The sequence below is a fragment of the Micromonospora phaseoli genome (assembly GCF_900109115.1).
In the GTDB taxonomy this organism is placed as follows: Bacteria; Actinomycetota; Actinomycetes; order Mycobacteriales; family Micromonosporaceae; genus Micromonospora; species Micromonospora phaseoli.
Window position 1 is genome coordinate 22,667 of sequence record NZ_FNYV01000004.1, and the last position, 21,206, is coordinate 43,872.

The following is a 21,206-nucleotide window of genomic DNA, read 5'->3' on the forward strand; positions in this document are numbered from 1 at the left end:
TGTCGCCACCGAACCGGAGCTGGTCCAACCAGTTGACGAGTGGATGTGCCCTCCGCCACACTGCCGGCATGGCATTCGTCCCCGTCGTCCGCGCCTCCGTCTCCGACCTCGTCTTCGGTCAACTGCGCGACGCGATCGTCAGCGGCGACTACCGCACCGACGACCCCCTGCCCGGTGAGCGGGAACTGGCCGCGGCGTTCCAGGTCAACCGGCACGCCGTACGCGAGGCCCTGCGCCGCCTACAGCAGTTGGGCCTGGTCCGGGTCAGCCAGGGCGGGGCGACCCGGGTGCTGGACTGGCAGGTGCACGCCGGCCTGGACCTCGCCCTGTCGCTGGTGCAGTCCGGCGACGTCCTCCCGGTCGCCACGCTGGTCCGCGACATGATGGACATGCGGGCCTGCATCGGCGTGGACGCCGCCCGGCTCTGCGCTCGACGCGCCGACGCCACGGCACGCCGACGGATCGTGCAGACGGTCGAGGATTTCGCCGACCTCGCGCCCGATCTGACGGCGATGGGTGAGGCCAACATCGCCCTGTGGCGACAGATCCTGCAGGGCTGCGGCAACACCGCGTACCTGCTGGCCTTCAACAGCCTGGTGGCCGGCGCCCTGGCGGTGGCCGAGGTGCCGCCGGCACGACGCGCCGCCGAACTGCTCGACGTCACCGGGCACCGTCGGCTGGCCGACGCCATCGCCGCCGGTCGCGACGCCGAGGCCGCCGAGCAGGCCAGATCCCTGCTCACCGCCGCGCTCACCGCCCCCACCAGAAAGGACAGCCGAGCATGATCCCCGCCGTGCTCTACGCCGTACCGGCGTTCCTGCTGCTGATCACCGTCGAGGCGCTGTCGTACCGGTTCGCGCCCGACGACGCGGAGCGTGGTTACGAGGCCCGCGACACCGCCACCAGTCTGACCATGGGTGCCGGCAGCCAGGTCATCGGTGTGCCCTGGAAGCTGCTGACGATCGGCCTGTACGCCCTCGCGTACACCATCTCGCCGTTCCAGCTGTCCCCCACCGACTGGTGGGTGTGGGTGCTGCTCTTCTTCGCCGACGACTTCGCCTACTACTGGTTCCACCGGGCACACCACGAGGTCCGCATCTTCTGGGCCGGACACGTGGTGCACCACTCCAGCGTCTTCTTCAACTTCTCCACCGCCCTGCGGCAGAGCTGGACGCCGATGACGTCACTGCCCTTCTGGCTGGGTCTGGCCCTGATCGGCATTCCACCGTGGATGATCTTCCTTCAGCAGTCGATCAGCCTGCTGTACCAGTTCTTCCTGCACACCGAGCGGATCAACGTGCTGCCCCGGCCGATCGAACTCCTCTTCAACACACCGTCGCACCACCGGGTGCACCACGGCTCGAACGCCGAGTACCTGGACCGCAACTACGGCGGAATCCTGATCATCTGGGACCGGCTGTTCGGCACCTTCCAGCCGGAGGGCGCCGCCGTCCGGTACGGCCTGACCAAGAACATCGGCACCTACAATCCGCTGCGGGTGGCCACCCACGAGTACGCGGCGATCTGGCGGGACCTGCGCACCGCGACGACCTGGCGGCACCGGCTCGGCTACCTGCTGCGCCGCCCCGGCTGGCAGCCGGCCCGATGAACCGCCCAGCACCGCAAGCCGACCCGGTGAGCGGCCGACACCTCCAGACCGGCCCGAAGGACCGCTCCGACCCGCCTGCCGGCCCGGCATGGGGCCATCGGCGAACGGGTCGGCCGCGACCGAAGACGGCGCTGCTGTGGACGTTCGTGGCGGTGGCGTGCATCGAACTGGTCGCGGTCGCCACCTCCGCCACCGCGGTGCAGTGGCTGGCCAAGCCGCTGTTGGCGCCGCTGCTGCTGGCCTGGCTGTGGTGGGCCCACGGACGCACCGGCCCGGTCGCGGTCGGGCTGGTCTTCGCCACCGCCGGGGATGTCGCGCTGCTGGTGCCGTCCGACACCGCGTTCCTGATCGGGATGGGCTGCTTCCTCGGTACCCAACTGGCGCTCATCACCGCGTTCGTCGGTCACCGGCGACCGCGCCTGGCGGCAATGGCGGGGTACCTGGCACTGTGGGCGGCGGCCAACGCACTGCTGTGGTCGCAGCTGGGCCCGCTGCGACTGCCCGTGCTCGGGTACAGCCTGGCGTTGAGCCTGATGGCGGCGGTCGCGGTCGGCGTCAACCGGCGGGTCGCGATCGGTGGTGCGCTGTTCCTGGTCTCGGACCTGCTCATCGGGGTCGGCGCAGCCGGGACGACGGTGCCCGGGCACGGCGTGCTGGTGATGTCGACCTACAGCGCCGCCCTGCTGTTGATCACCACCGGCTGGGCGGCGCGGGCCGGCGACAGCACCCGCCGACCGGCGGGCGGCGACACCGGCGCGGCGACGAGCGACGGCACCGACGGTCAACCGGGTGGCGGCATCAGCCCACCCCGGTAGGCGGCGGCGACGGCCTGGGCCCGGTCCCGTAGTCCGAGCTTCATCAGCACCCGCCCGACGTGGGTCTTCACCGTCGCGTCACCGATGTGCAGCCGGACGGCGATCTCCGCATTGGACAGTCCGTGCGCCATCTGCACCAGCACCTGCCGCTCCCGGTCGGTGAGCCGCCCCAGCTCGCCGGTGGTGGGTCGGCGGTGCTCGCCGAGCGTGGCGAACTCGGTCAGCAGCTTCCGGGTCACCGCCGGGTCCAGCCACGCCTCACCGGCCGCGACCGCCCGGACCGCCATGGTCAGCTCGTCGGGGACGGCGTCCTTCAGCAGGAACCCGGAGGCGCCGGCCAGCAACGCGGCGCGTACCGCGTCGTCGACGTGGTAGGTGGTGAGGACCAGCACCCGCACCCCGGCCTGGGCGGCGGTGATGTCCCGGGTGGCGGTGACGCCGTCGGTGCCCGGCATCCGCACGTCCATCAGCACCACGTCGGGCCGCTCCCGGCCGGCCAGCTCGACGGCGCTGGCCCCGTCGGCGCACTCGCCGACGACCTCGATGTCCGCCTCGGCGGCGAGCAGCATGGCGATCCCGGAGCGCACCAGCGGCTGGTCGTCGGCGAGCAGCACCCGGATCACCCGGCCACCGCCGCCTCGACCGGCGGCAACGGCAGCCGGGCACGGACCCGGAAGCCCTCGCCGGCCACGGGTGCGGCGGTCAACTCGCCACCGGCGACCGCCACCCGCTCGCGCAGACCGGCCAACCCACGGCCGGTGGAGAGCGGTCCGTCCGGTACGCCGCCGTCCCCGCCGGTGTCGCGTACCTCCACCTCCAGCTGGTCGGCCCAGGCCAGCCGGACGGTGACGCCCGCCTGCGGGCCGGCGTACCGGACCACGTTGGTCAGCGCCTCCTGGACCGTCCGGTAGGCGGCCAGGCCCACGCTGGGGTCCACCGGCCGGGGCTCGCCGTCGACGGTGAGGCTCACCCGCAGCCCGCCGGCGCGCATCCCGGCCACCAGTTCGCCGATCTCGGCGGGCCCCGGGTGCCGGGGATCGTCGGGCGCGGTGGTGTCGCCGGGTGCGATGACGGCGAGCATCCGCCGAAGCTCCTCGACGGCCTGGCGCCCGGCCTGCTCGATGTGGACCAACGCCTGGCCGGCCCGGTCGGGGTCGGTGCCCAGGACGCGCCGGGCGCCGCCGGCCTGCAACAGCATCACCGTCACCGTGTGGGCGACGATGTCGTGCAGCTCGCGGGAGATGCGGGCCCGCTCGTCGGCCACCGCGCGTTGCGCCTCGACCGCCCGGAGCCGTTCGGCGGTGGCGAGGCGGCGTCGGCTGCTCCCCGCCCACCAGCCCAGCGCCCAGGTGCCGGCGACGATCAGGACGTAGACGAGGGTGAGGCCGATGAAGACGGCGGTGCGCCGACCGGCGTCGTCCCGGCCGGCCAGCCACGCCTCGTTGGCGGCGATGACCAGGTAGGGCGCGAGCGCCGGGACGATGACCCAGGCGCGGGCGGCCGGCGCGTGAGCACCCACCGCGTAGAGGGCGACCAACACGCCGAGCACCGGCTGGTAGCCGGGGACCAGGGCGGTGCCGACGAGACCGAGCGCCCACACCACCGCGAAGACCGCGACCGGCGAGCGTCGTCGCCAGAGCAGGGCGACGGGGCCGAGGGTGGCGAAGGCCAGTAGTCCGGCGGTGGAGACACCGGGATCACCGGCGCCCGCGAGGTCGGTTCCGGCGGTGGAGAACAACGCCAGGTCGAGCAGCCAGACCGCCACCGCGACCGGCACGTCGCGGCGGGACGGCCCGCTCGGGGGTACGGTCGCGGCGGTCATCGTGAGCCGTGCGGCTCGCAGAAGCAGAACAGGATGCAAAAGCCGCCGGTCAACTCACGCAGCGAGCCGAACCGGTGCTCCGCCACCCGCGGCTCCCGCTGTGCGTGTTCCAGCTCGCCGGCGCGGCGCAGCAGGTCGTCGTCGACGAGGTGCACGTCTGCGCCGACGACCTGCTGCCGGCGCAGCGCCTCCCACAGGTCGCCACCGGCGCCGTCGATCGCCTTGGCCAGGTCGGTGGCGTCGGCCCGTCCGATCTGCGCGCTGTAGCCGGAGGTCCGGCCCAGGGAGGCGATCACGGCCAGCGGCGCGGCGTCGGTCAGGGCGAAGCGCCGCCACTTCCACACCGGGGCCACCTCGACGGGCAGCCGCGTCTGGAGACCTGCCGGGAAGACGACCACCTCCAGGTCGGCGTGCGGGTCGAGCAGTTCCTTGGGCGGGTTGGGTACGAGCACCTGGTCGCCGTCGATCAGCACGCCGACGGCGAGGTGGCCGGCAGCCCGGTCGGACGCGCGACGGTCCTGGATGGAAACTCTGATATCAGCTCGGATGGCCGTGTCGACGCACATCTGATCCTCCGGGGGCAGCAAGTGCGTGAACCGTAGACCGGAAACGATCAAACAACTGTCGGACAACCATGGCCGCCCCGTCCGCCTGACGGTTGACAACATCACCGGCGTACGCCATGGGGTGGACGGCCGGGCCGGCGGTCCGCTCAGTGGCCGCGATACAGGGCGGCGACGTCGTCGGCGAAGTGGTCCTCCACCGTCTTGCGCTTGACCTTGAGGGTGGGGGTGAGTTCGCCGTCGGCCTCGGTGAGGTCCCGGTGCAGGATCTGGAAGGTCTTGACCTGCTCGGCATGGGAGACGCTCCGGTTGGCCCGGTCGACCGCGTCCTGGATCTCGTTGCGCAACTGCGGGCTGTCGCGCAGTTGGGACACCGACGCCCCGGGATGCCCGTGCCGATCCCGCCACCGTTGCCATGCCTGCGGGTCCACCGTGACCAGCGCGGAGACGTACGGACGACCATCGGCCACCAGCATGACCTGGCTGACCAGCGGATGCGCCCGGATGTTCTCCTCGATCGGCGTGGGCGCGAGGTTCTTGCCGGCGGCCGTGACCATGATCTCCTTCGCCCGCCCGGTGATCCGCAGGTAGCCGTCGTCGTCGAGTTGGCCGAGGTCACCGGTTCGCAGCCACCCGTCGTCGGTCAGCGCCTCCCGGGTCGCCTCCGGGTTGTTCCAGTAACCGGTGAACACCACCTCGCCCCGGGCGTGGACCTCCCCGTCGTCGGCGATACGGATACGTACCCCGGGCAACGGCCGGCCGACCGTGCCGATCCGCAACGCCGTCGGCAGGTTGGCCGTCAACGCCGGCGACGTCTCGGTCAACCCGTACCCCTCCAGCACCGTGATGCCCACCCCCCGGAAGAAGTGTCCCAGCCGCTCACCGAGCGGGGCGCCGCCCACCATGGCCAGCCGGCACCGTCCACCGAGAGCAGCGCGCAACCGGCGGTACGCGGCGAGGTCGCACACCAGGTGCGCCAGGCGCAGCGGCAGCCCCGGTCCGGCCCCGGTGTCCAGGGCCCGGCTGTAGCGCAGGGCCACCCGTTCGGCGAATGTGAACAACCATCTCCGGTGGGCGTCCTCGGCGCTCTGCCGTGCCTGGTCGTGCAGCTTCTCGAACATCCGGGGCACGGCGAGGATGAAGGTCGGCCGGAACCGGCGCAGCTGGTCGAGGACCCCGGAGACGTCGGCGCTGTGCACCATGGTGGCGCGGGTATGCACCATGCCGACCTGGATGAGCCGGGCAAAGGCGTGCGCGAGCGGCAGGAAGAGCACCGTCGACGCGCCCGGATGGAGCAGCTCCGGTAACACGGCGGTGGCGTTGCCGATGTCGGCGGAGATGTTGCGGTGCCGCAGCACGCAGCCCTTCGGTGGACCGGTGGTGCCGCTGGTGTAGACGATCGTGGCGATGTCGGCGCCGGAGACCGCGCGGCGGCGGGCGTCGAGGTCGCCGGCGCTGACGGCACGTCCCTGGGCGGCCAGCGCGATGAGGTCGCCGGCATCGATGCGCCAGGTCTGCCGCAACGCCGGCAGGTCGCGGCGCAGGCCCTCGACCGTGACCAGGTGGTCGGCGGTCTCCAGGACAGCGCCGACCGCGCCGGAGTCGGCGAGCATCCAACTGATCTGTTCGGCGCTGGAGGTCTCGTAGATCGGCACCGTCACCGCGCCGATCGCCCAGAGCGCGTAGTCGACGAGCGTCCACTCGTAGCGGGTACGGCTGAGCAGTCCGACCCGGTCGCCGTGGGCGACTCCGGCGGCGAGCAGACCTCGGGCCACGGCGGACACGTCGTCGCGGAACTGCCGACAGGTCACCGGCAGGGCGCCGCCACGCCCGGAACGACGGACCGGCCACGACCGGGGATCCGGATCCGGGCGGACGAACTGCACCGCGTCCGGATCCTCCGCCGCGTTGCGCCACACCTGCTCGGCCAGGCCGGCATCGTCGCCGCTGACAATCGGGTCAACCGCTGTCTCCCGCACGCCCCGCCCACCTGCCGTCGAATGCCGTCGCGCTGCGTCTGATGGTCACCCTTAGACCTGCCGGCAACCCCCGAAACACGAAAACTGCCCCACCCGGACCCGAATCCTGGTACGGAACCGCCCTCCGAGGCGGGCCCCGGGGGGCGGTTCCGTATCAGGATCTGTGCGGCGGGTGGGGTGCCGGCAGACGGTCAGGCGGCTACGGCTGCGGTTGAGCGGCCGGCGTCGGCGTACCGAGCACCGGCAGGCCCAGGCGGTCGACCGCGGCGGCGGCCAGCACGTCCGAGGGCAGCTGGAGGTCGAGGACCAAACCCTGCTCCTGCGGCCACAACGGTTCCAGGGTGGCGGTCTGCGAGTCGAGCAGGCTCGCCGGCATGTAGTGCCCGGCGCGCAGCGACATCCGCTCCCGGATGACCTCCGTCGGCCCGTCCAGGTGCACGAAATCCACCCTCGGCGGGCCCTCGCGCAGCAGGTCGCGGTAGGAGCGGCGGAGCGCCGAGCAGGCCAGCACGGTCGAGACGCCCTCCCGGTGGCGCGCGGCCATCCAGTCGGCCAGGGCGCGCAGCCACGGCCAGCGCGCCTCGTCGTCCAGCGGCACGCCGGCCCGCATCCGGGTCACGTTGGCCGCCGAGTGGAACTCGTCGGCCTCGGCGAAGGTCATCCCGGTGAGCGCGGCGACGCCACGGGCCACGGTCGTCTTTCCCGCGCCGGACACGCCCATCACCACGACGTGCCGGGTCGGCAGGTCACCAGTCATGGACGGTGCCGTCCTTGAGCCGGTTGAACGGCAGGTACGCCGGCTGGTACGGGAACCGCGCGGCGGCCTCGGAGTCCAGCTCCACGCCGAGGCCGGGCTGCTCTCCGGGGTGCAGGTAGCCGTCGGTGAAGGTGAACGACTGGCGGAACACCTCGTCGGTGAGCGACCCGTGCCGCATGTACTCCTGAATGCCGAAGTTGTGGATGGCCAGGTCCAGGTGCAGCGCGGCGGCCATCCCCACCGGTGAGATGTCGGTGGGGCCGTGGATGCCCGACTTGATCTGGTACTGGGCGGCGAAGTCGAGCAGCTTACGCATGGCGGTGATGCCGCCGGTGTGGGTGACGGCGGAACGGACGTAGTCGATCAGTTGCTCGGAGATCAGCGTCTGGTAGTCCCAGACGGTGTTGAAGACCTCGCCGATGGCCAGCGGCGTGGTGGTGTGCTGACGGACCAGCCGCAGCGCCTGCTGGTTCTCCGCCGGGGTGCAGTCCTCCAGCCAGAACAGGTCGTACGGTTCGAGGGCCTTGCCCAGCTTGGCGGCCTGGATCGGGGTCATCCGGTGGTGACCGTCGTGCAGCAGGGGCAGCTCCGGGCCGAACTCGTTGCGGACCGCCTCGAAGACGTCGGGCAGGTGCCGCAGGTACGCGCGGGTGTCCCAGTCCTCCTCGGCCGGCAGTGGGATGCGCTGGGCCGGCTCGTAGTCGTACCGTTTGCCGTCGGCGCTGGTCTGGGTGGCGACCCCGTAGACGGCGTTGATGCCGGGCACCGAGGTCTGCACCCGGATCGACCGGAAGCCCTGGTCGAGGTGGGCGCGGATGGAGTCGAAAAGCTCCGGCAGGTCGCGCCCGGAGGCGTGGCCGTACGCCATGATCCCGGTCCGCGACGCACCGCCCAGCAGCTGGTAGAGCGGCATGCCGGCGGCCTTGGCCTTGATGTCCCAGAGCGCGACGTCGACCGCGGCGATGGCGGCCATGGTGACCGGCCCCCGCCGCCAGTACGCCGAGCGGTAGAGGAACTGCCAGGCGTCCTCGATGCGGTGCGCGTCCCGCCCGAGCAGCAGCGGCACCACGTGATCGCGCAGGTACGAGGCCACGGAGAGTTCACGTCCGTTGAGGGTGCCGTCGCCGAGCCCGGTGATGCCGTCCTCTGTGGTGATCTTCAAGGTGACGAAGTTGCGGTCCGGACTGGAGACGATGACGTCGGCAGCGACGATCTTCACGAGGGGTGCCTTTCTCGCAGGATGTGCTCAGCGGAGGGTGGTGCCGGCGGCGCTGCCGGTGATGAGGGACAACTCGTCGCGGCGGGGCAGGCCCTCCCAGTCGCCGTGACCGGCGACCGCGAACGCCCCGAGGGTCACCGCGCGTCCGAGCCGGTCGACGAGGTCCAACCCGTCCAGGTGCCCGGAGAGGTAGCCGGCGGTGAACGCGTCGCCGGCACCGACAGTGTCCACGGCGGTCACGGGTACCGCCGCCACGTGCCTGACCCCCTCGGCGGTGTACGCCCGGACGCCGTCGGCGCCGAGCTTGACCAGCACCGTCCGCACCCCCCGGCGGAGCAGGCCGGCGGCCGCGGCGGCCTCGTCCGCGCCGGCCTGCGCGACCAGGTCCAGCTCGTCGGTGGAGGCGACGACCACCGAGGCGTACCCGGCCAGCGGGAACAGGGTCGCGCGGGCCGCCTCCCGGGACCACAGTCCGGCCCGGTGGTTCACGTCGAGACAGACCGGGATGCCCGCGTCGGCCGCCGCCCGCGCCGCCCAGCCGGCAGCCTCGCGGGCGCTGTCGGACAACGCCGGGGTGATGCCGGTCAGATGCACCATCCGGGGGCCGGCGGCGAGCGGGCCGCGCAGGTCGTCCACGGTCAACGCCGAGCCCGCCGAACCGGCCCGGTGGTACTGCACCCGGGACACGTCGGCGGTGCGCCGTTCCAGGAACATCAGGCCGGTGGGGCGGGCCGGATCCCGGCGCACGGCGGTGGTGTCGACGCCCTCCGCCCGCAGCTGGCGCAGCACGAACTCACCCAACTCGTCCCCGCCGACCCGACCGACCCAGGCGGCCCGGTGGCCGAGCCGGGCCAGGCCGATCGCCACGTTCGACTCCGCGCCGGCCAGGTGCATGCTCAGCGGCCCGCCGGCGAGAAGCGGCCCGGACGAGCGCAGCGACACCAGCGCCTCGCCCACGGTGAGCAGGTCGACTCCGCTCATGACGCCGCCGGGGCACCGACCACCGCGAGGTGGGCGCGGGCCCGCTCGCGCAGGGCGTCGAGGTCGCCGCCGGACGCGGCGTCGCCCACCAGCGGGCCGCCGACGCCGACCGCGATCGCCCCGGCCGCCAGGTAGGCGGGCAGTTCGGCCAACCCCACCCCGCCGACGGCGACGAACGGGATGTCCGGGAACGGGTCGCGCACCGCCCGCAGGTACGCCGGCCCGCCGACCGACGCCGGGAACAGCTTGACCGCGCTGGCGCCCCGCCGCACCGCCTCGTACGCCTCGGTGGGGGTGAGCGCGCCGGCGGCAACCGGCAGACCGCGACGGGCCGCCTCGCCGATCGACTCGACCACGGCCGGGGTGACCACGAACTGGGCACCGGCCGCGGCCACGTCGGCCACGTCGGCGCTGGTGAGCACCGTGCCGGCACCGACGAGGCCGCCCGGCGGCGCAGCCGCCCGGAGCGCCTCGACGGCCCGCAGCGCACCGGGAGTGGTCAGCGCCACCTCGATGATCGACACCCCCTCGGCCAGCAGGGCGGTACCGGCCGCGATCGCGGCGTCGGTGTCGGTGCCACGGATGATCGCCAGCAGGCGGGTCGCGGCGAGTTGGGCGGTGAGGTCCAGGGTCATCATCACCACTCCGCGTATGAGCCGTCGGGGTGTCGGAAGGTGGGGCTGCGCCAGGCGTGGCCACGCTTGTCGGCCGCCCGTACCGCCTGCTCGTCGATCTCGATGCCCAGCCCCGGCGCGGTGAGCCGCTGCACGTACCCGTCGACGAAGCTCAGCGGCTGCTGGTCGACGCAGTAGTCGAGCACCTCGGCGCCGAGGTTGTAGTGGATGCCGATGCTCTGCTCCTGGATCAGGTAGTTCGTGGTGGCGAAACCGACCTGGAGGCAGGCGGCCAACGCGATCGGTCCCAGCGGGCAGTGCGGTGCGAGCTGCACGTCGTAGACCTCCGCCAGCGCGGCGATCTTGCGTACCTCGGTGATGCCGCCGGCGTGCGCGAGGTCCGGCTGGGCCACCGCGATGCCGGCCTGGAGCACCGGCAGGAACTCCTGGCGGTTGTAGAGCCGCTCCCCCGTGGACACGGGCGTGCTGGTGGAGCGGACGAACTCGCCGATCAGGTGGGAGTTCTCCGGCACCACCGGCTCCTCCAGGAACAGCGGCCGGTACGGCTCCAGCAGCGGCGCCACGCGGCGGGCGTTGGCCAGGGTGAACCGGCCGTGGAAGTCGACGGCCACGTCGCGGTGCTCGCCGAGCACCTCGCGGGCGGCGGCCACCCGCCGCACCACCGCGTCGAGTTCGGCGACGGAGGCGAGCGGGCTCATCCGCCCGGAGGCGTTCATCTTCACGGCGGTGAGCCCCGCCTCCACCCGGGCGGCGATCTGGTCCCGGACCTCCTCGGGTTCGTCGCCGCCGACCCAGCCGTAGACCCGGATCCGGTCCCGGACGGGCCCGCCGAGCAGTTGGTGCACGGGTGCGCCGTACCGCTTGCCGGCGATGTCCCACAGGGCCTGGTCCAGGCCGGCGACGGCGCTGGCCAGGATCGGGCCACCCCGGTAGAAGGAACCCTTGGTCATCACCTGCCAGTGGTCCTCGATGCGCAGCGCGTCCCGGCCGATCAGCAGCTCACTGAGCTGTTCCACGGCGGTGCGTACGGTCTCGGAGCGGCCCTCGCAGGTCGCCTCGCCCCAGCCGACGATGCCGTCGTCGGTCTCCACCCGGACGAACAGCCAGCGGGGTGCGACGAGAAAGGTCTCGACGCGGGTGATGGTCGTCATGGTCGGCTCAGCCCTTCGTCGCGCCGGCGGTGAGCCCGGAGACGATGTACTTCTGCACGAACAGGGCGATCACCATGATCGGCAGGGTGACCACTGTGGTCGCCGCCATCAGCCCGCCCCAGTCGATGCTGGCGTAGCCGACGAAGTCGAAGATCGCCACGGGCAGCGTCTTCGTGTCCGCGCCGGAGAGCACCAGGGCGAACATGAAGTTGTTCCAGGAGAAGATGAAGGACAGGATGCCGGCGGTGGCGATGCCGGGGACGGACAGCGGCAGGGTGATCCGCCGGAACGCGCCGATGTGGGTCAGGCCGTCGACGAGCGCGGCCTCCTCCAACTCGTCCGGCAGTCCGTCGAAGAAGCCCATCATGATGTAGACGATCAGCGGCAGCGACACGAACATGTGGCTCAGGATCAGCACGCTGAAGCCGCCGACCATGCGCAGGTTGGAGAAGACGTAGTACCAGGGCACCAGCAGCGAGACGCCGGGAATGACCCGCGCCATCAGCACCACCAGCGCCGACTTGCGCATGTTGAACCGACTCATCGAGTACGCCGCCGGCACGCCCAGCAGCAACGACAGCGCCGTCGCCGCGAAGGCCACCCAGAGGCTGTTGACGATGAACTGGACGTAGTTGGCCTGCTGCAGAACCGTGTCGTAGTTGTCCAGGGTAGGAGTGAATACCAGTGACTTGCCGGAGTCGTAGATGTCGACGTTGGTCTTGAACGACGCGGCGATCATCCAGAGCAGCGGCGCCACCAGCGCGAGCACCACGAGCACCAGCGCGACGGTGCGGAAGACCCGGAATCCGGTACGCGGCTTCATCGGTCGGCCCCCTTCCGGCGGGAGGTGAGCGCCCACATCGAGCCGATGATGATCAGGAAGAACAGGATCAACACCGTCGAGGACAGGCCGTACTCGTTGTAGTCGAAGCTCAGGCCGTAGGCGTACACGTTGAGGGTCTCCACCTCGTTGAACGAGCCACCGCCGCGACCCTTGGTCGCGTAGAGGATGTCGAAGGTCTTCAGCGCGTCGATGCCGCGCAGCAGGATCGCGACGATCACGGTGGGCATCAGCAGCGGCAGCGTCACGTGCCGGAAGCGCTGCCAGGCACTGGCCCCGTCGATCATCGCCGCCTCCTGCGGTTCGTCGGAGAGCGAGGTCAGCCCGGCGAGCAGGATCAGTACGACCATCGGCGTCCACTGCCAGATGTCGATGAAGATGGTGGTGGGTAGCGCGGTGTGCTGCCCGGCGAGCCACGGCTGCGGGCCGATGCCGAGCCAACCGAGCACCTGGTTGGCCATGCCGATGTTCGGGTCGAAGATGAGGCGCCACATCATGCCGACGGCCACCGGGGTGGCGACCAGCGGCAGCAGGATGGCGACCCGGACCCACTTCTCGCCCCGGAACGGCCGCCACAGCAGCAACGCGATCGCCATGCCGAGGACGACCTCGAAGAAGAGCGCGACGCCGGTGAACGCGGCGGTCCGCCCCACGGCTGGCCAGAAGCGGTCGGTGTCACCGAGGACGTCGACGTAGTTCTGGAATCCGATGAACTCCGACTCCGCTCGAACCGACCCCGAGGAGTCGGTGAGGCTGAGGTAGCCGGTCCAGGCGAGCGGAAAGATGATCAGCGCGGCGACGAAGGCCATGGCCGGGGCCGCGAAGAGCCACTTGCGATGGTCGTTGGCCCAGCGCGCCCAGCCGGGCGTGTCGGGCATGACGGAGGCGCTGCGAGGCGCCCTGCTGGGGGCGGTGACTGCTGGCATCAGATCTCCGTGGTGGGGAGGCCGGGCGGGGGTGGCGGGGCCGGCGGCCCCGCCACCCCCGCGCTCGGACTTAGCGGGCCTCGTCGTCCAGGAACTTCTGGAAACCCTCGTTTGCGGCGTCGGCCGCCGCAGCCGCGTCCTTACCGGTGATGGCGTCGACGATCGGCTGTCCGACGATCTCCCGGGCCTGCGCGACCCGCTCGACCACCGGTCGGTCGTGTCCCACGCCGTTGGCGAGGCTCACGGTGATCGCGTCGGCCATGTCCTTCGGGTAGGTGGCGATGCCCTCCGGGTTGTCCCAGACGGAGGTGCGGGCACCGGGCACGCCGGCCTTCTGCTGCTCCAGCGTCTGCTGCTTGCCGGCCGCCCACTCGATGAACTTCCAGGCGTTGGTCTGGTTCTCCGAGGCCTCGTTCACGGCCAGGCCCCAGGAGGGGATGTTGTACGGCTTCGAGCCGGCCGGGCCGGCCGGGAACGGTGCGAACCCGACGGTCTCGGAGACCTTCGACTTGCCCGGGTCGGTGGCGTTCTTGTAGAGCGAGTTGGCCTCGGGGTAGAAGGCAGCCTGGCCCTGGGTGAAGATCGCCATCGCCTCCGACCAGCTCATGTCGGTGCTGATGTTGGCCGGGCCGTTCTCCCGGAGCAGCCCGCCGTAGAAGGCGTACGCCTGCTTGGCTGCCTCCGTGTTGACGGCGGCCTTGCCCGAGGCGTCGACGAAGTCGCCGCCGAAGCTGTAGAGGAAGCTGGAGAACTGGGTGACGGCGGCAGCCTTGCCGGTGCGGGCCACGAAGCCGGCCACGCCCGGGTTGTCCGCCTGGATCTTCGCCGCCTGCGTCTTGAGCTCGTCGAGCGTCTGCGGCGGGGCGGTGAAGCCGGACTTCTCCAGCAGGTCCTTGCGGTAGTAGAGGACCTGCTGCTCGGTGATGATCGGGATACCGACCACCTTGTCCTCGTACGTGGTGGCGCCCAGCGGCGTCTCCTGGAAGTCGTCCAGACCGAAGTCGGCGCTCTCCTTGGCCTTGTCGGTCAGGTCGGCGAGGTACTCGTTCTTGGCGAACAGCTGCCCCTCCTGCAACGGCCGGTACATCATCACGTCGATGTCGCTGGAGCCCGCGTTGAGCTTGACGTTGTACTGGTCCGAGAGCTGGTCCTCGCCGAGCTGGGTCACCTCGACCTTGAGGCCGGTCTGCTGCTCGAACTCCGGCAGCGCCTTCCGGATGTTCTCGGTCCAGACGTGGTTGACCAGCGTCACCCGCACCGTGTCCGAGGCTCCGCTGTCCTCACCGCCGCCGCAGGCGGACAGCGTCATAGCGGCCACGACCGCCAGAGATGTCCCAATTATTGATCGACGTCCCACGTCCGTCTCTCCTTCTGTCCTGGTCGCCACCCCGGGGGGACCGGCACGACCTCGGCCTGTTACATCCGCTTAACGTCCGGATGCTAGGCCGAAAAAGCAGACTTATACAAGGGGTAGACCTAACTGATATGATTCGAAGCGTGGATCTGACCTTCCCGGGGGCTGCGCCCGCCCAGACCGCCCCTGTCGAGGCTGGGCTGCACGGACGCGTCCTCGACCACCTCGGCACCGCCATCTGCGGTGGCGAGCTGGCTCCGGGGGCGGTGCTCAACATCGACGACCTGGTCGACCGCTACGCGGTGTCCCGCTCGGTGATCCGCGAGGTGCTCCGCGTCCTGGCGTCGATGGGGTTCATCGAGACCCGCCGGCGGGTCGGCGTCATGATCCGTCCGGCCGGCGACTGGAACGTCTTCGACCCGCAGGTGATCCGTTGGCGGCTGGCCTCGGCCGGGCGGATCGCCCAGCTCCGCTCGATCACCGAGCTACGTACCGCCGTGGAACCGCACGCCGCCTGGCTCGCCGCCCGTCGGGTCGACCACGACCAGGCGAGCGACCTGGTCGGCCTGGCCGCCAAGATGTGGGCCGCCGGCAAAGCCGGCGACGAGGAGCGCTTCCTCAGCCTGGACATCGAGTTCCACCGGCGGGTGCTGCGCGCCTCGGGCAACGAGATGTTCGTCAAGCTGCAGGACCTGGTGGCCGAGGTGCTCACCGGCCGTCACCACTACCACCTCATGCCGCACCACCCGCACGAGCAGGCGCTCCAGCTGCACGCCGACGTCGCCCAGTCCATCCAGCGAGGCGACGGGGACGCCGCCCGCCGGGCCATGGTGCAGATCATGGAGCACGCGTTCGACGAGATGGCCGCGATATGGGAGCGGGAACGCAGCGGTGGCCCGGCGGTGGCCGGCCCGGCCGCTGGCTGATTCCCTCCGGCAGCCACTGTCGAGCTGATCCGCCAGTGCTGTCCGGCGAAGCGTCTCGGCCGCCGGCCCGGACCCCGCGCCCCGATCGCGCCACCAGCTCGACAGTCGGCGTCGGGGTGATGCGTACGATGCGGCGTATGGCGTTGTTGCACCGGGCGGAACTGCACCCCACCAAACTGGAACTGTTGGCGGCCTGGCTGCCGACCCGGGAGTGGTACGAAGGCGAGGCCGACGCCGAGGTGGTGCGGGTCGCCGCGTACCGGTTCGACGACCCGGCCGGTGAGGTCGGTATCGAGACGCTGCTGGTGCGCGCCGGTGACGGGCCGGTACACCAGGTGCCGCTGACCTACCGCGGGGCTCCGCTGGAGGGCGCCGACGACCGGCTGGTGGGCACGATGGAGCACTCGGTGCTCGGCCGGCGCTGGATCTACGACGCGCCCGGCGACCCGGTGTACGCCGCGGCGCTGGCCGGCGCGGTCCTGGCCGGCGCCGGTCAGGCCACGGAGTACTTCGAGTTCGACGGCGGTCGGGAGGTGCGTCCGCCCAGCATGGACATCACCAGTGACGCCCCCGCGGGTGCCCTCGCGCCCGCCGCCGGGGCGGTACGTCGGGTGGTCGACGGCGACCCGACGGTCATCGTCACCGACACCGTCGAGCTGGCCGTGGTCCGCCGGCCCGGCACCGCGCCCGCCGCCGGCGACGCGACGTTGACCGGCACCTGGGGCGAGATCAGCGCGCCGCTGGCGTACGCCTGCCTGCGCTGACGTAGGACGCGGGGCGGGCCACGCCCCGCGTCGATCCGACCGGGAGATCCGCGGCTGGAGCGGAGCGCCGTCAGTCGGTGAAGGCGGCGAGGTCCATCCGGCGCAGGCGTTCCGGGTCGGCGATCACGTCGATCTCCGCGATGCGGCCACCGCTGACGGTGAAGGCCATCACGGAGAGCGGACGACCGGCCGCGGTGACGACCACGCCGGCCGCCCCGTTGATCACCGCGTCCCGGGCGAACGGTGCGAAGCGACCGAACGTGGTGGCCTCCGCGGCCACGGCCGCCGCACCGGTGATCACGGTGGTGTGGCGGGTGCGCGTGACGCCACCGTCGGAGCGCAGCACGACCTCCGGGTGCAGCACCGCCACGAGCCCGTCGAGGTCGCCGTCGCGGGCGGCGGCCAGGAACGCGGTGACGACGGCGCGCTGACGGGGCAGGTCCGTGTCGACCGGCGGCGCCTGGCCGCGTACCCGGCGACGGGCTCGGCTGGCCAGTTGCCGCGCGGCGGCGGGCGACCTGTCGATCATGGGGGCGATCTCGTCGAAGGGCACCCCGAACATGTCGTGCAGCACGAACGTGAGCCGTTCCGCCGGGGTGAGCGTGTCGAGCACCACCATTAGCGCCAGCCCGACCGAGTCGGCCAGCACAGCCGCGTGCTCGGGATCCTCGGGGCCGGCCGGGGTGATCACGGGGTCGGGTACTCCCACGTCGAACGGCTCCTCGCGACGGCGCTGACGGGTGCGCAGGATGTTCAGGCACACCCGGGCGACCACCGTGGTCAGCCACGCGGCGAGGTTGTCCACCTCGTCGGCGTCGGCCCGGGACAGGCGCAGCCAGGTCTCCTGCACGGCGTCGTCGGCCTCGCCGAGCGAACCGAGCATCCGGTAGGCAACCGCACGCAGGTGCGGCCGCCGCTCCTCGAACCGCTCGACCAGCCAGCTGGACTCCGCCATGCCTCTCCCCCTCCCCGCCGGTCCCCTGCCCGGCCGGCTGCACCATCCGACCCCGCCGAGCCCACCGATGTGACAGCGGACCGGTCACATCGAGCGTGCCGGCGGGGTCGAGACGGTGAGGCAACGAACGGTAACCGGCCGCAGGCGCGGCGCGGTCCCGACGCAGGGAGACGCGATGAACTCACCGATTCTGGTCACCGGCGGCACCGGCACCCTCGGGCGGCTGGTCACCCCACTGCTGCGCGACGCCGGCCAGCCGGTGCGGATCCTCAGCCGACACGGCGGCTCCCCCGCCGCCGGGGTCGAGCAGGTCACCGCCGACCTGGCCACCGGAGATCAGGTCGATGACGCGGTACGCGACGCCGAGATCGTCCTGCACCTGGCCGGTGGGCAGAAGGGCGACGACCAGGTGGCCCGGACGCTGGTGCGGGCCGCGCAGCGGGCCCGGGTACGCCGTCTGGTCTTCATCTCGGTCATCGGGGCCGACCGGGTGCCGCTCGGATGGCTGCGCACCAAGCTGGCCGCCGAGGAGGCGATCGTCGGCTCCGGACTGCCCTGGACGATTCTGCGCGCCGCCCAGTTTCACGAACTGGTGCTGACGCTTGCCCGGAAGATGGCTGCGCTACCGGTGATCCCGGCTCCGGGGATGCGGCTGCAACCGGTGGACGGCCGCGACGTCGCGGCCCGGCTGGTCGAACTCACGCTGGCTCCGCCGGCCGGCCGGGTGCCCGACCTGGCCGGCCCCCGGGTGTACACGATGGGCGAGCTGATCCGCGGCTACCTGCGCGCCACCGGCCGGCGTCGGCTGCTACTGCCGGTCCGGATGCCGGGGCGGGCGGGTCGCGCCTACCGTGCCGGAGCGAACCTGACCTCCGACGGCGCCAGCACGGGCACCCGGACGTGGGAGGCGTTCCTCGCCGAACAGGTCGGGATTCCCGGATCGTCGAGGATGGCCCGGTAGCGCCGGGGGGGGCACGAGCACTCAGCTCAGGATCACGGGGTTGGTGAGGGCCGCCATGCGCCGGTTCGGATGACGTATCTCGACCCGGACGAAGCCGCTGTCACCGGCGGTGGTGCGCCACTCGACGGTGCCCGTCCCGTCGGCCGGGAGCGGTTGGCGGTGTGCCACGCCCTGCTCGGTGTGCAGGCTGACAATGCCCGACGGCACTCCGGCCACCGCTACGCGTACCACGATCGGGGCGCCGCCGGAGTGCAGGCGTTCGCCGATGCCGGCGGCGCGGTCGCCGGTGGTCGCGGTGACATCCAGGCTGACGGTGGTCGACTCGGCGATCCAGCTCCGGCCGGTACGCAGGCCGGCGAGCACCGCCTCGACGCTCAACTCCGCGGCGAAGACCACGGTGTGCGGGGTGCCGAGCTGGCCGGCAAGGTGGACGTCGCTGTTGCCGAGCACCGGCCACCACCGTCCCTGGTGGATGTCGTGGGCCAGGTTGCGGCCCCATTCGGCCAGCGCCGCCTCGTTGTCGGCGTTCCACGGCAGCTCCGATGTCCACTGTCCGTTCCACACCTCCACCGCGTCGAACCAGCGGTACGGGTAGGCCAGCGTCCCGGACGGGTACGGCGCGTACGGATGCGCCGCGACGCAGAGACCACCCGATCGGCGTACCTGGGTCAGGTGCCGGTCGATGGCGTCGTCCCGGACGCCGTACCGCCAGTCGACCAGTTGTCCCGGTTCGAGGCCGAGCGCCAACCAGTGGCCGGTCCGGGTGGTGACCTCCTGACCCAGGATCACCAGCAGGTCGTCGCCCGCGTACCGGCCCCAGTCGCCGTGACCGGCGGCGGTGTTGTGCTCGGTGGTGGCGATGACGTCCAGCCCGACATCGCGGGCGGCGGCGGCGAGGTGCGGCGTCGTCAGCTCTCCGCCGTGGGAGAGCACCGTGTGCGTGTGGAAGTCGCCCCGGTACCAGCCGCGCCCCCGGCCGGACGCCCGGCGGGCCGGGAAGCTCACCCCGGCACCCCGCGCCGGCACCTCGGGCCCGCTCGTCATCCCGGCAGGATACCGGGGTACCCGCTGCCGTCCCCCCTCGTGCGTCGAGGGGGACGGCAGCGGGTCGTGCTCGGCGTCGAGAGCTCCGCTCAGTGTGGGACGTCCGTCATCTGGCGGAACACGTCGGAGTCATGCCGGTTCCCGTCCCGGTGCCCTGGAAACCGAACTCGGTCGACTGGCCGGCGGCGACAGAGCCGTTGTAGTTGACGTTGTTGAACTGGACTGCCCCGGTACTTCCACTGCGGTTGGCGTTCCACGCGTTGGTGACGCTGGATCCGGAGGGAAGGGTCACGCTGACGGTCCAGCCGCTGATCGGTGATGCCCCGGCGGTCACCCGGATCGTGGCGACGAATCCGCCGTTCCACTGGTTGAGCGACACCGACGCGGCGCAGCCCGCCCCGGGCGGCGGGGTGGTCGGGGGCGGGGTCGTCGGCGGTGGAGTGGTCGGCGGCGGGGTGGTCGGCGGCGGCGTGGTCGGCGGCGGCGTGGTCGGCGGCGGCGTGGTCGGGCCGTCCGTCAGGGTCGGGGTCTGCCAGTCCCGCCACTGGGCGAGATTGCCCGCCTTGCGGCTGGAGATCCGCATCGTGCCGGCGGCGTTGCCGGTCTTCAGCAGGAACTTCTGGATGTTCTGCTGCAGGGGGGTACGCCACTCGGTCCGGCTGGCGCAGTGGTTGCCGTCCGTGACGTCCGACCAGTAGGTGATGTTCTCGCTGGCACCGAGGGCCCGGTAGACCTCGGCGCCACCCAGGGCGGCGACACTCCCGGACAGCGAAGCCAACCAGTCGATGTGCGGGTTGTCCATGATGAACAGACCGCGCGGCGCGACCATGCCGACCATCTGGTGGGTGTCGACCGGCAGGGCGTTCGGGTTGCCGGTGTACGAGCTGAACGCGTCGCCGAGCCAGGGCTGCTCGCCGTACGCGCTGCTCAGTGGCTGGGCACCGCTCTCCTGGGCGATGCTGCGGAACGCGGAGACACCGCCGCTGCCCGACTCGATCGGCATGGTCAGCGCGACCCGCTGGTCGAACACGCCGGCGACGAAGGCGCCCTTGCCGTAGCGGGAACAGCCGGTCACGCCGATGTCGGTACGCAGGATGTTGCCGCCGGACTGCTCGATGACGTCGATGATCCGGCTCACCCCCCAGGCCCAGGCCATCAACAGGCCGGTGCTGCTGGACGAGCCGTAGATGCTGTAGAAGGCGCCCTGCTTGTTGTTGCGCGGGGTGCCTTCCCGCCCGACGGTGAAGGGGTCGAAGCTGATCACGGCGGCCCCGGCGGACCTGATGGTGGCGGTGTCGGCCCCGAATCCACCGTAGACGATTACCGCCGGGTGAGGTCCGTTGCCGCTGGGCAGTTGGACGCCTGCCGAGAAGCTGGCACTCCTGCCCTGGTGTGACACGTCCACCGTGACGGTGGAGTTGGAGACCGTACCGGTGACGGTGGCCGGCTTCGCCGGCTTGTCGCCGTAGACGTGCCGCTCGGCCAGTTCCCTGGTCTCGGCCCGTAGGCACCGCCAGTCGGCCTTGGTGGAGATTCGCGTGCCGTTGGCTCTCCTGAACGGGTCCGGGAGCCGGGAGTTGGCGGTCGACGAGCCGGGGTTGGGGACCGGGCAGTCGGCACCCTCGTCCTCGACCGACGAGGCGACCGCGATGGCGCTGGTGGCGGCTTCGGCGACCGGGATTCTTGATACGCCCACGATCGAGGCGGTGACCGCGAGCGCCGTGGCTGTCAGGACCGCGATCGGCGTACGGATTCGGAAGTGACCCAAACTGGGGATCACGAGGTTCTCCTTCACGTGGTGGCGGTGAGGAATCGCCGTCGACGAGGCGTCAACCTGTCACCGACAAGGCTCGCCCGGACCTACCTCGCATGCCCCCAAGCTCCGACGCAGAGATTAACGCGAA

Annotated in this window: 21 protein-coding genes; 6 read left to right on the forward strand and 15 right to left on the reverse strand. The window is 71.6% G+C overall.

Features of this window, described 5'->3' with window-relative positions:
• Positions 1-68 precede the first annotated feature (68 nt).
• The 3 genes from BMY89_RS11650 to BMY89_RS11660 are packed head-to-tail and all read left to right on the forward strand — an operon-like array spanning position 69 to position 2,424.
• Entirely contained in the window at positions 69-785 is a 717-nt protein-coding gene (locus BMY89_RS11650) for a FadR/GntR family transcriptional regulator (RefSeq protein ID WP_092379429.1), read from the forward strand.
• Entirely contained in the window at positions 782-1,609 is an 828-nt protein-coding gene (locus tag BMY89_RS11655; protein WP_092379432.1) for a sterol desaturase family protein, read from the forward strand. Before BMY89_RS11650 ends, BMY89_RS11655 begins: the two co-directional genes overlap by 4 nt.
• Before the next feature lie 26 nt (positions 1,610-1,635).
• Entirely contained in the window at positions 1,636-2,424 is a 789-nt protein-coding gene (locus BMY89_RS11660; RefSeq protein WP_232521231.1) for a lysoplasmalogenase, read from the forward strand.
• On the opposite strand, the gene BMY89_RS11665 is transcribed toward BMY89_RS11660, so the two are convergent.
• From BMY89_RS11665 to BMY89_RS11720, 12 genes are all read right to left on the reverse strand, one after another.
• Entirely contained in the window at positions 2,391-3,047 is a 657-nt protein-coding gene (locus tag BMY89_RS11665) for a response regulator (protein WP_198413995.1), read from the reverse strand. The two genes, BMY89_RS11660 and BMY89_RS11665, sit on opposite strands and share 34 nt — an antisense overlap.
• Positions 3,044-4,246, reverse strand: coding sequence for a sensor histidine kinase (locus BMY89_RS11670; protein WP_092379438.1), 1,203 nt, complete (start codon positions 4,244-4,246; stop codon positions 3,044-3,046). The genes BMY89_RS11665 and BMY89_RS11670 overlap by 4 nt, the downstream gene beginning before the upstream one ends.
• Entirely contained in the window at positions 4,243-4,812 is a 570-nt protein-coding gene (locus tag BMY89_RS11675) for a hypothetical protein (RefSeq protein ID WP_139217932.1), read from the reverse strand. Before BMY89_RS11675 ends, BMY89_RS11670 begins: the two co-directional genes overlap by 4 nt.
• Positions 4,813-4,958: 146 nt before the next feature.
• Positions 4,959-6,788, reverse strand: coding sequence for an AMP-dependent synthetase/ligase (locus BMY89_RS11680; RefSeq protein WP_092379443.1), 1,830 nt, complete (start codon positions 6,786-6,788; stop codon positions 4,959-4,961).
• A gap of 199 nt (positions 6,789-6,987) precedes the next feature.
• On the reverse strand, positions 6,988-7,545 hold the full coding sequence (locus tag BMY89_RS11685; protein ID WP_092379446.1) for a gluconokinase: 558 nt from the start codon (positions 7,543-7,545) through the stop codon (positions 6,988-6,990).
• Positions 7,535-8,764, reverse strand: coding sequence for a D-mannonate dehydratase ManD (manD, locus tag BMY89_RS11690; RefSeq protein ID WP_092379448.1), 1,230 nt, complete (start codon positions 8,762-8,764; stop codon positions 7,535-7,537). Before manD ends, BMY89_RS11685 begins: the two co-directional genes overlap by 11 nt.
• A 27-nt stretch (positions 8,765-8,791) precedes the next feature.
• Positions 8,792-9,745, reverse strand: coding sequence for a sugar kinase (locus tag BMY89_RS11695; RefSeq protein ID WP_092379451.1), 954 nt, complete (start codon positions 9,743-9,745; stop codon positions 8,792-8,794).
• Positions 9,742-10,383: a bifunctional 4-hydroxy-2-oxoglutarate aldolase/2-dehydro-3-deoxy-phosphogluconate aldolase gene (locus BMY89_RS11700; protein ID WP_175510355.1), complete on the reverse strand. Its 642-nt coding sequence runs from the start codon at positions 10,381-10,383 to the stop codon at positions 9,742-9,744. The genes BMY89_RS11695 and BMY89_RS11700 overlap by 4 nt, the downstream gene beginning before the upstream one ends.
• Complete coding sequence (dgoD, locus tag BMY89_RS11705) at positions 10,383-11,531, reverse strand: galactonate dehydratase (protein WP_092379452.1); 1,149 nt, start codon at positions 11,529-11,531, stop codon at positions 10,383-10,385. The genes BMY89_RS11700 and dgoD overlap by 1 nt, the downstream gene beginning before the upstream one ends.
• 7 nt (positions 11,532-11,538) lie before the next feature.
• The gene (locus BMY89_RS11710; protein WP_092379455.1) at positions 11,539-12,354 is read right to left on the reverse strand and encodes a carbohydrate ABC transporter permease; all 816 of its coding nucleotides are present in this window, start codon (positions 12,352-12,354) and stop codon (positions 11,539-11,541) included.
• Positions 12,351-13,298 carry a carbohydrate ABC transporter permease gene (locus BMY89_RS11715; RefSeq protein WP_232521233.1) on the reverse strand — a complete coding sequence of 316 codons (948 nt, stop codon included), beginning with the start codon at positions 13,296-13,298 and terminating at the stop codon, positions 12,351-12,353. The genes BMY89_RS11710 and BMY89_RS11715 overlap by 4 nt, the downstream gene beginning before the upstream one ends.
• A gap of 70 nt (positions 13,299-13,368) precedes the next feature.
• Positions 13,369-14,607: an ABC transporter substrate-binding protein gene (locus tag BMY89_RS11720; RefSeq protein ID WP_092379458.1), complete on the reverse strand. Its 1,239-nt coding sequence runs from the start codon at positions 14,605-14,607 to the stop codon at positions 13,369-13,371.
• 188 nt (positions 14,608-14,795) lie between these two features.
• Between BMY89_RS11720 and BMY89_RS11725 the strand changes: the two genes are divergently transcribed.
• Complete coding sequence (locus tag BMY89_RS11725; protein ID WP_232521236.1) at positions 14,796-15,578, forward strand: FadR/GntR family transcriptional regulator; 783 nt, start codon at positions 14,796-14,798, stop codon at positions 15,576-15,578.
• Between the two features lie 137 nt (positions 15,579-15,715).
• Positions 15,716-16,342, forward strand: a complete 627-nt coding sequence (locus tag BMY89_RS11730) for a CG0192-related protein (RefSeq protein ID WP_092379464.1) — start codon at positions 15,716-15,718, stop codon at positions 16,340-16,342.
• A 70-nt stretch (positions 16,343-16,412) separates the two neighbouring features.
• Here BMY89_RS11730 and sigJ read toward each other — a convergent pair whose 3' ends face one another.
• Positions 16,413-17,297, reverse strand: a complete 885-nt coding sequence (sigJ, locus tag BMY89_RS11735; RefSeq protein WP_092379467.1) for an RNA polymerase sigma factor SigJ — start codon at positions 17,295-17,297, stop codon at positions 16,413-16,415.
• Between the two features lie 175 nt (positions 17,298-17,472).
• Between sigJ and BMY89_RS11740 the strand changes: the two genes are divergently transcribed.
• Entirely contained in the window at positions 17,473-18,258 is a 786-nt protein-coding gene (locus tag BMY89_RS11740) for an SDR family oxidoreductase (protein WP_092379469.1), read from the forward strand.
• Positions 18,259-18,279: 21 nt separating this feature from the next.
• On the opposite strand, the gene BMY89_RS11745 is transcribed toward BMY89_RS11740, so the two are convergent.
• Positions 18,280-19,302, reverse strand: a complete 1,023-nt coding sequence (locus BMY89_RS11745) for a CehA/McbA family metallohydrolase (protein ID WP_170147641.1) — start codon at positions 19,300-19,302, stop codon at positions 18,280-18,282.
• Positions 19,303-19,408: 106 nt separating this feature from the next.
• Positions 19,409-21,082 (reverse strand): glucuronyl esterase domain-containing protein, encoded by a 1,674-nt coding sequence (locus BMY89_RS30850; RefSeq protein ID WP_232521237.1) that lies wholly within the window; start codon positions 21,080-21,082, stop codon positions 19,409-19,411.
• Positions 21,083-21,206 lie beyond the last annotated feature (124 nt).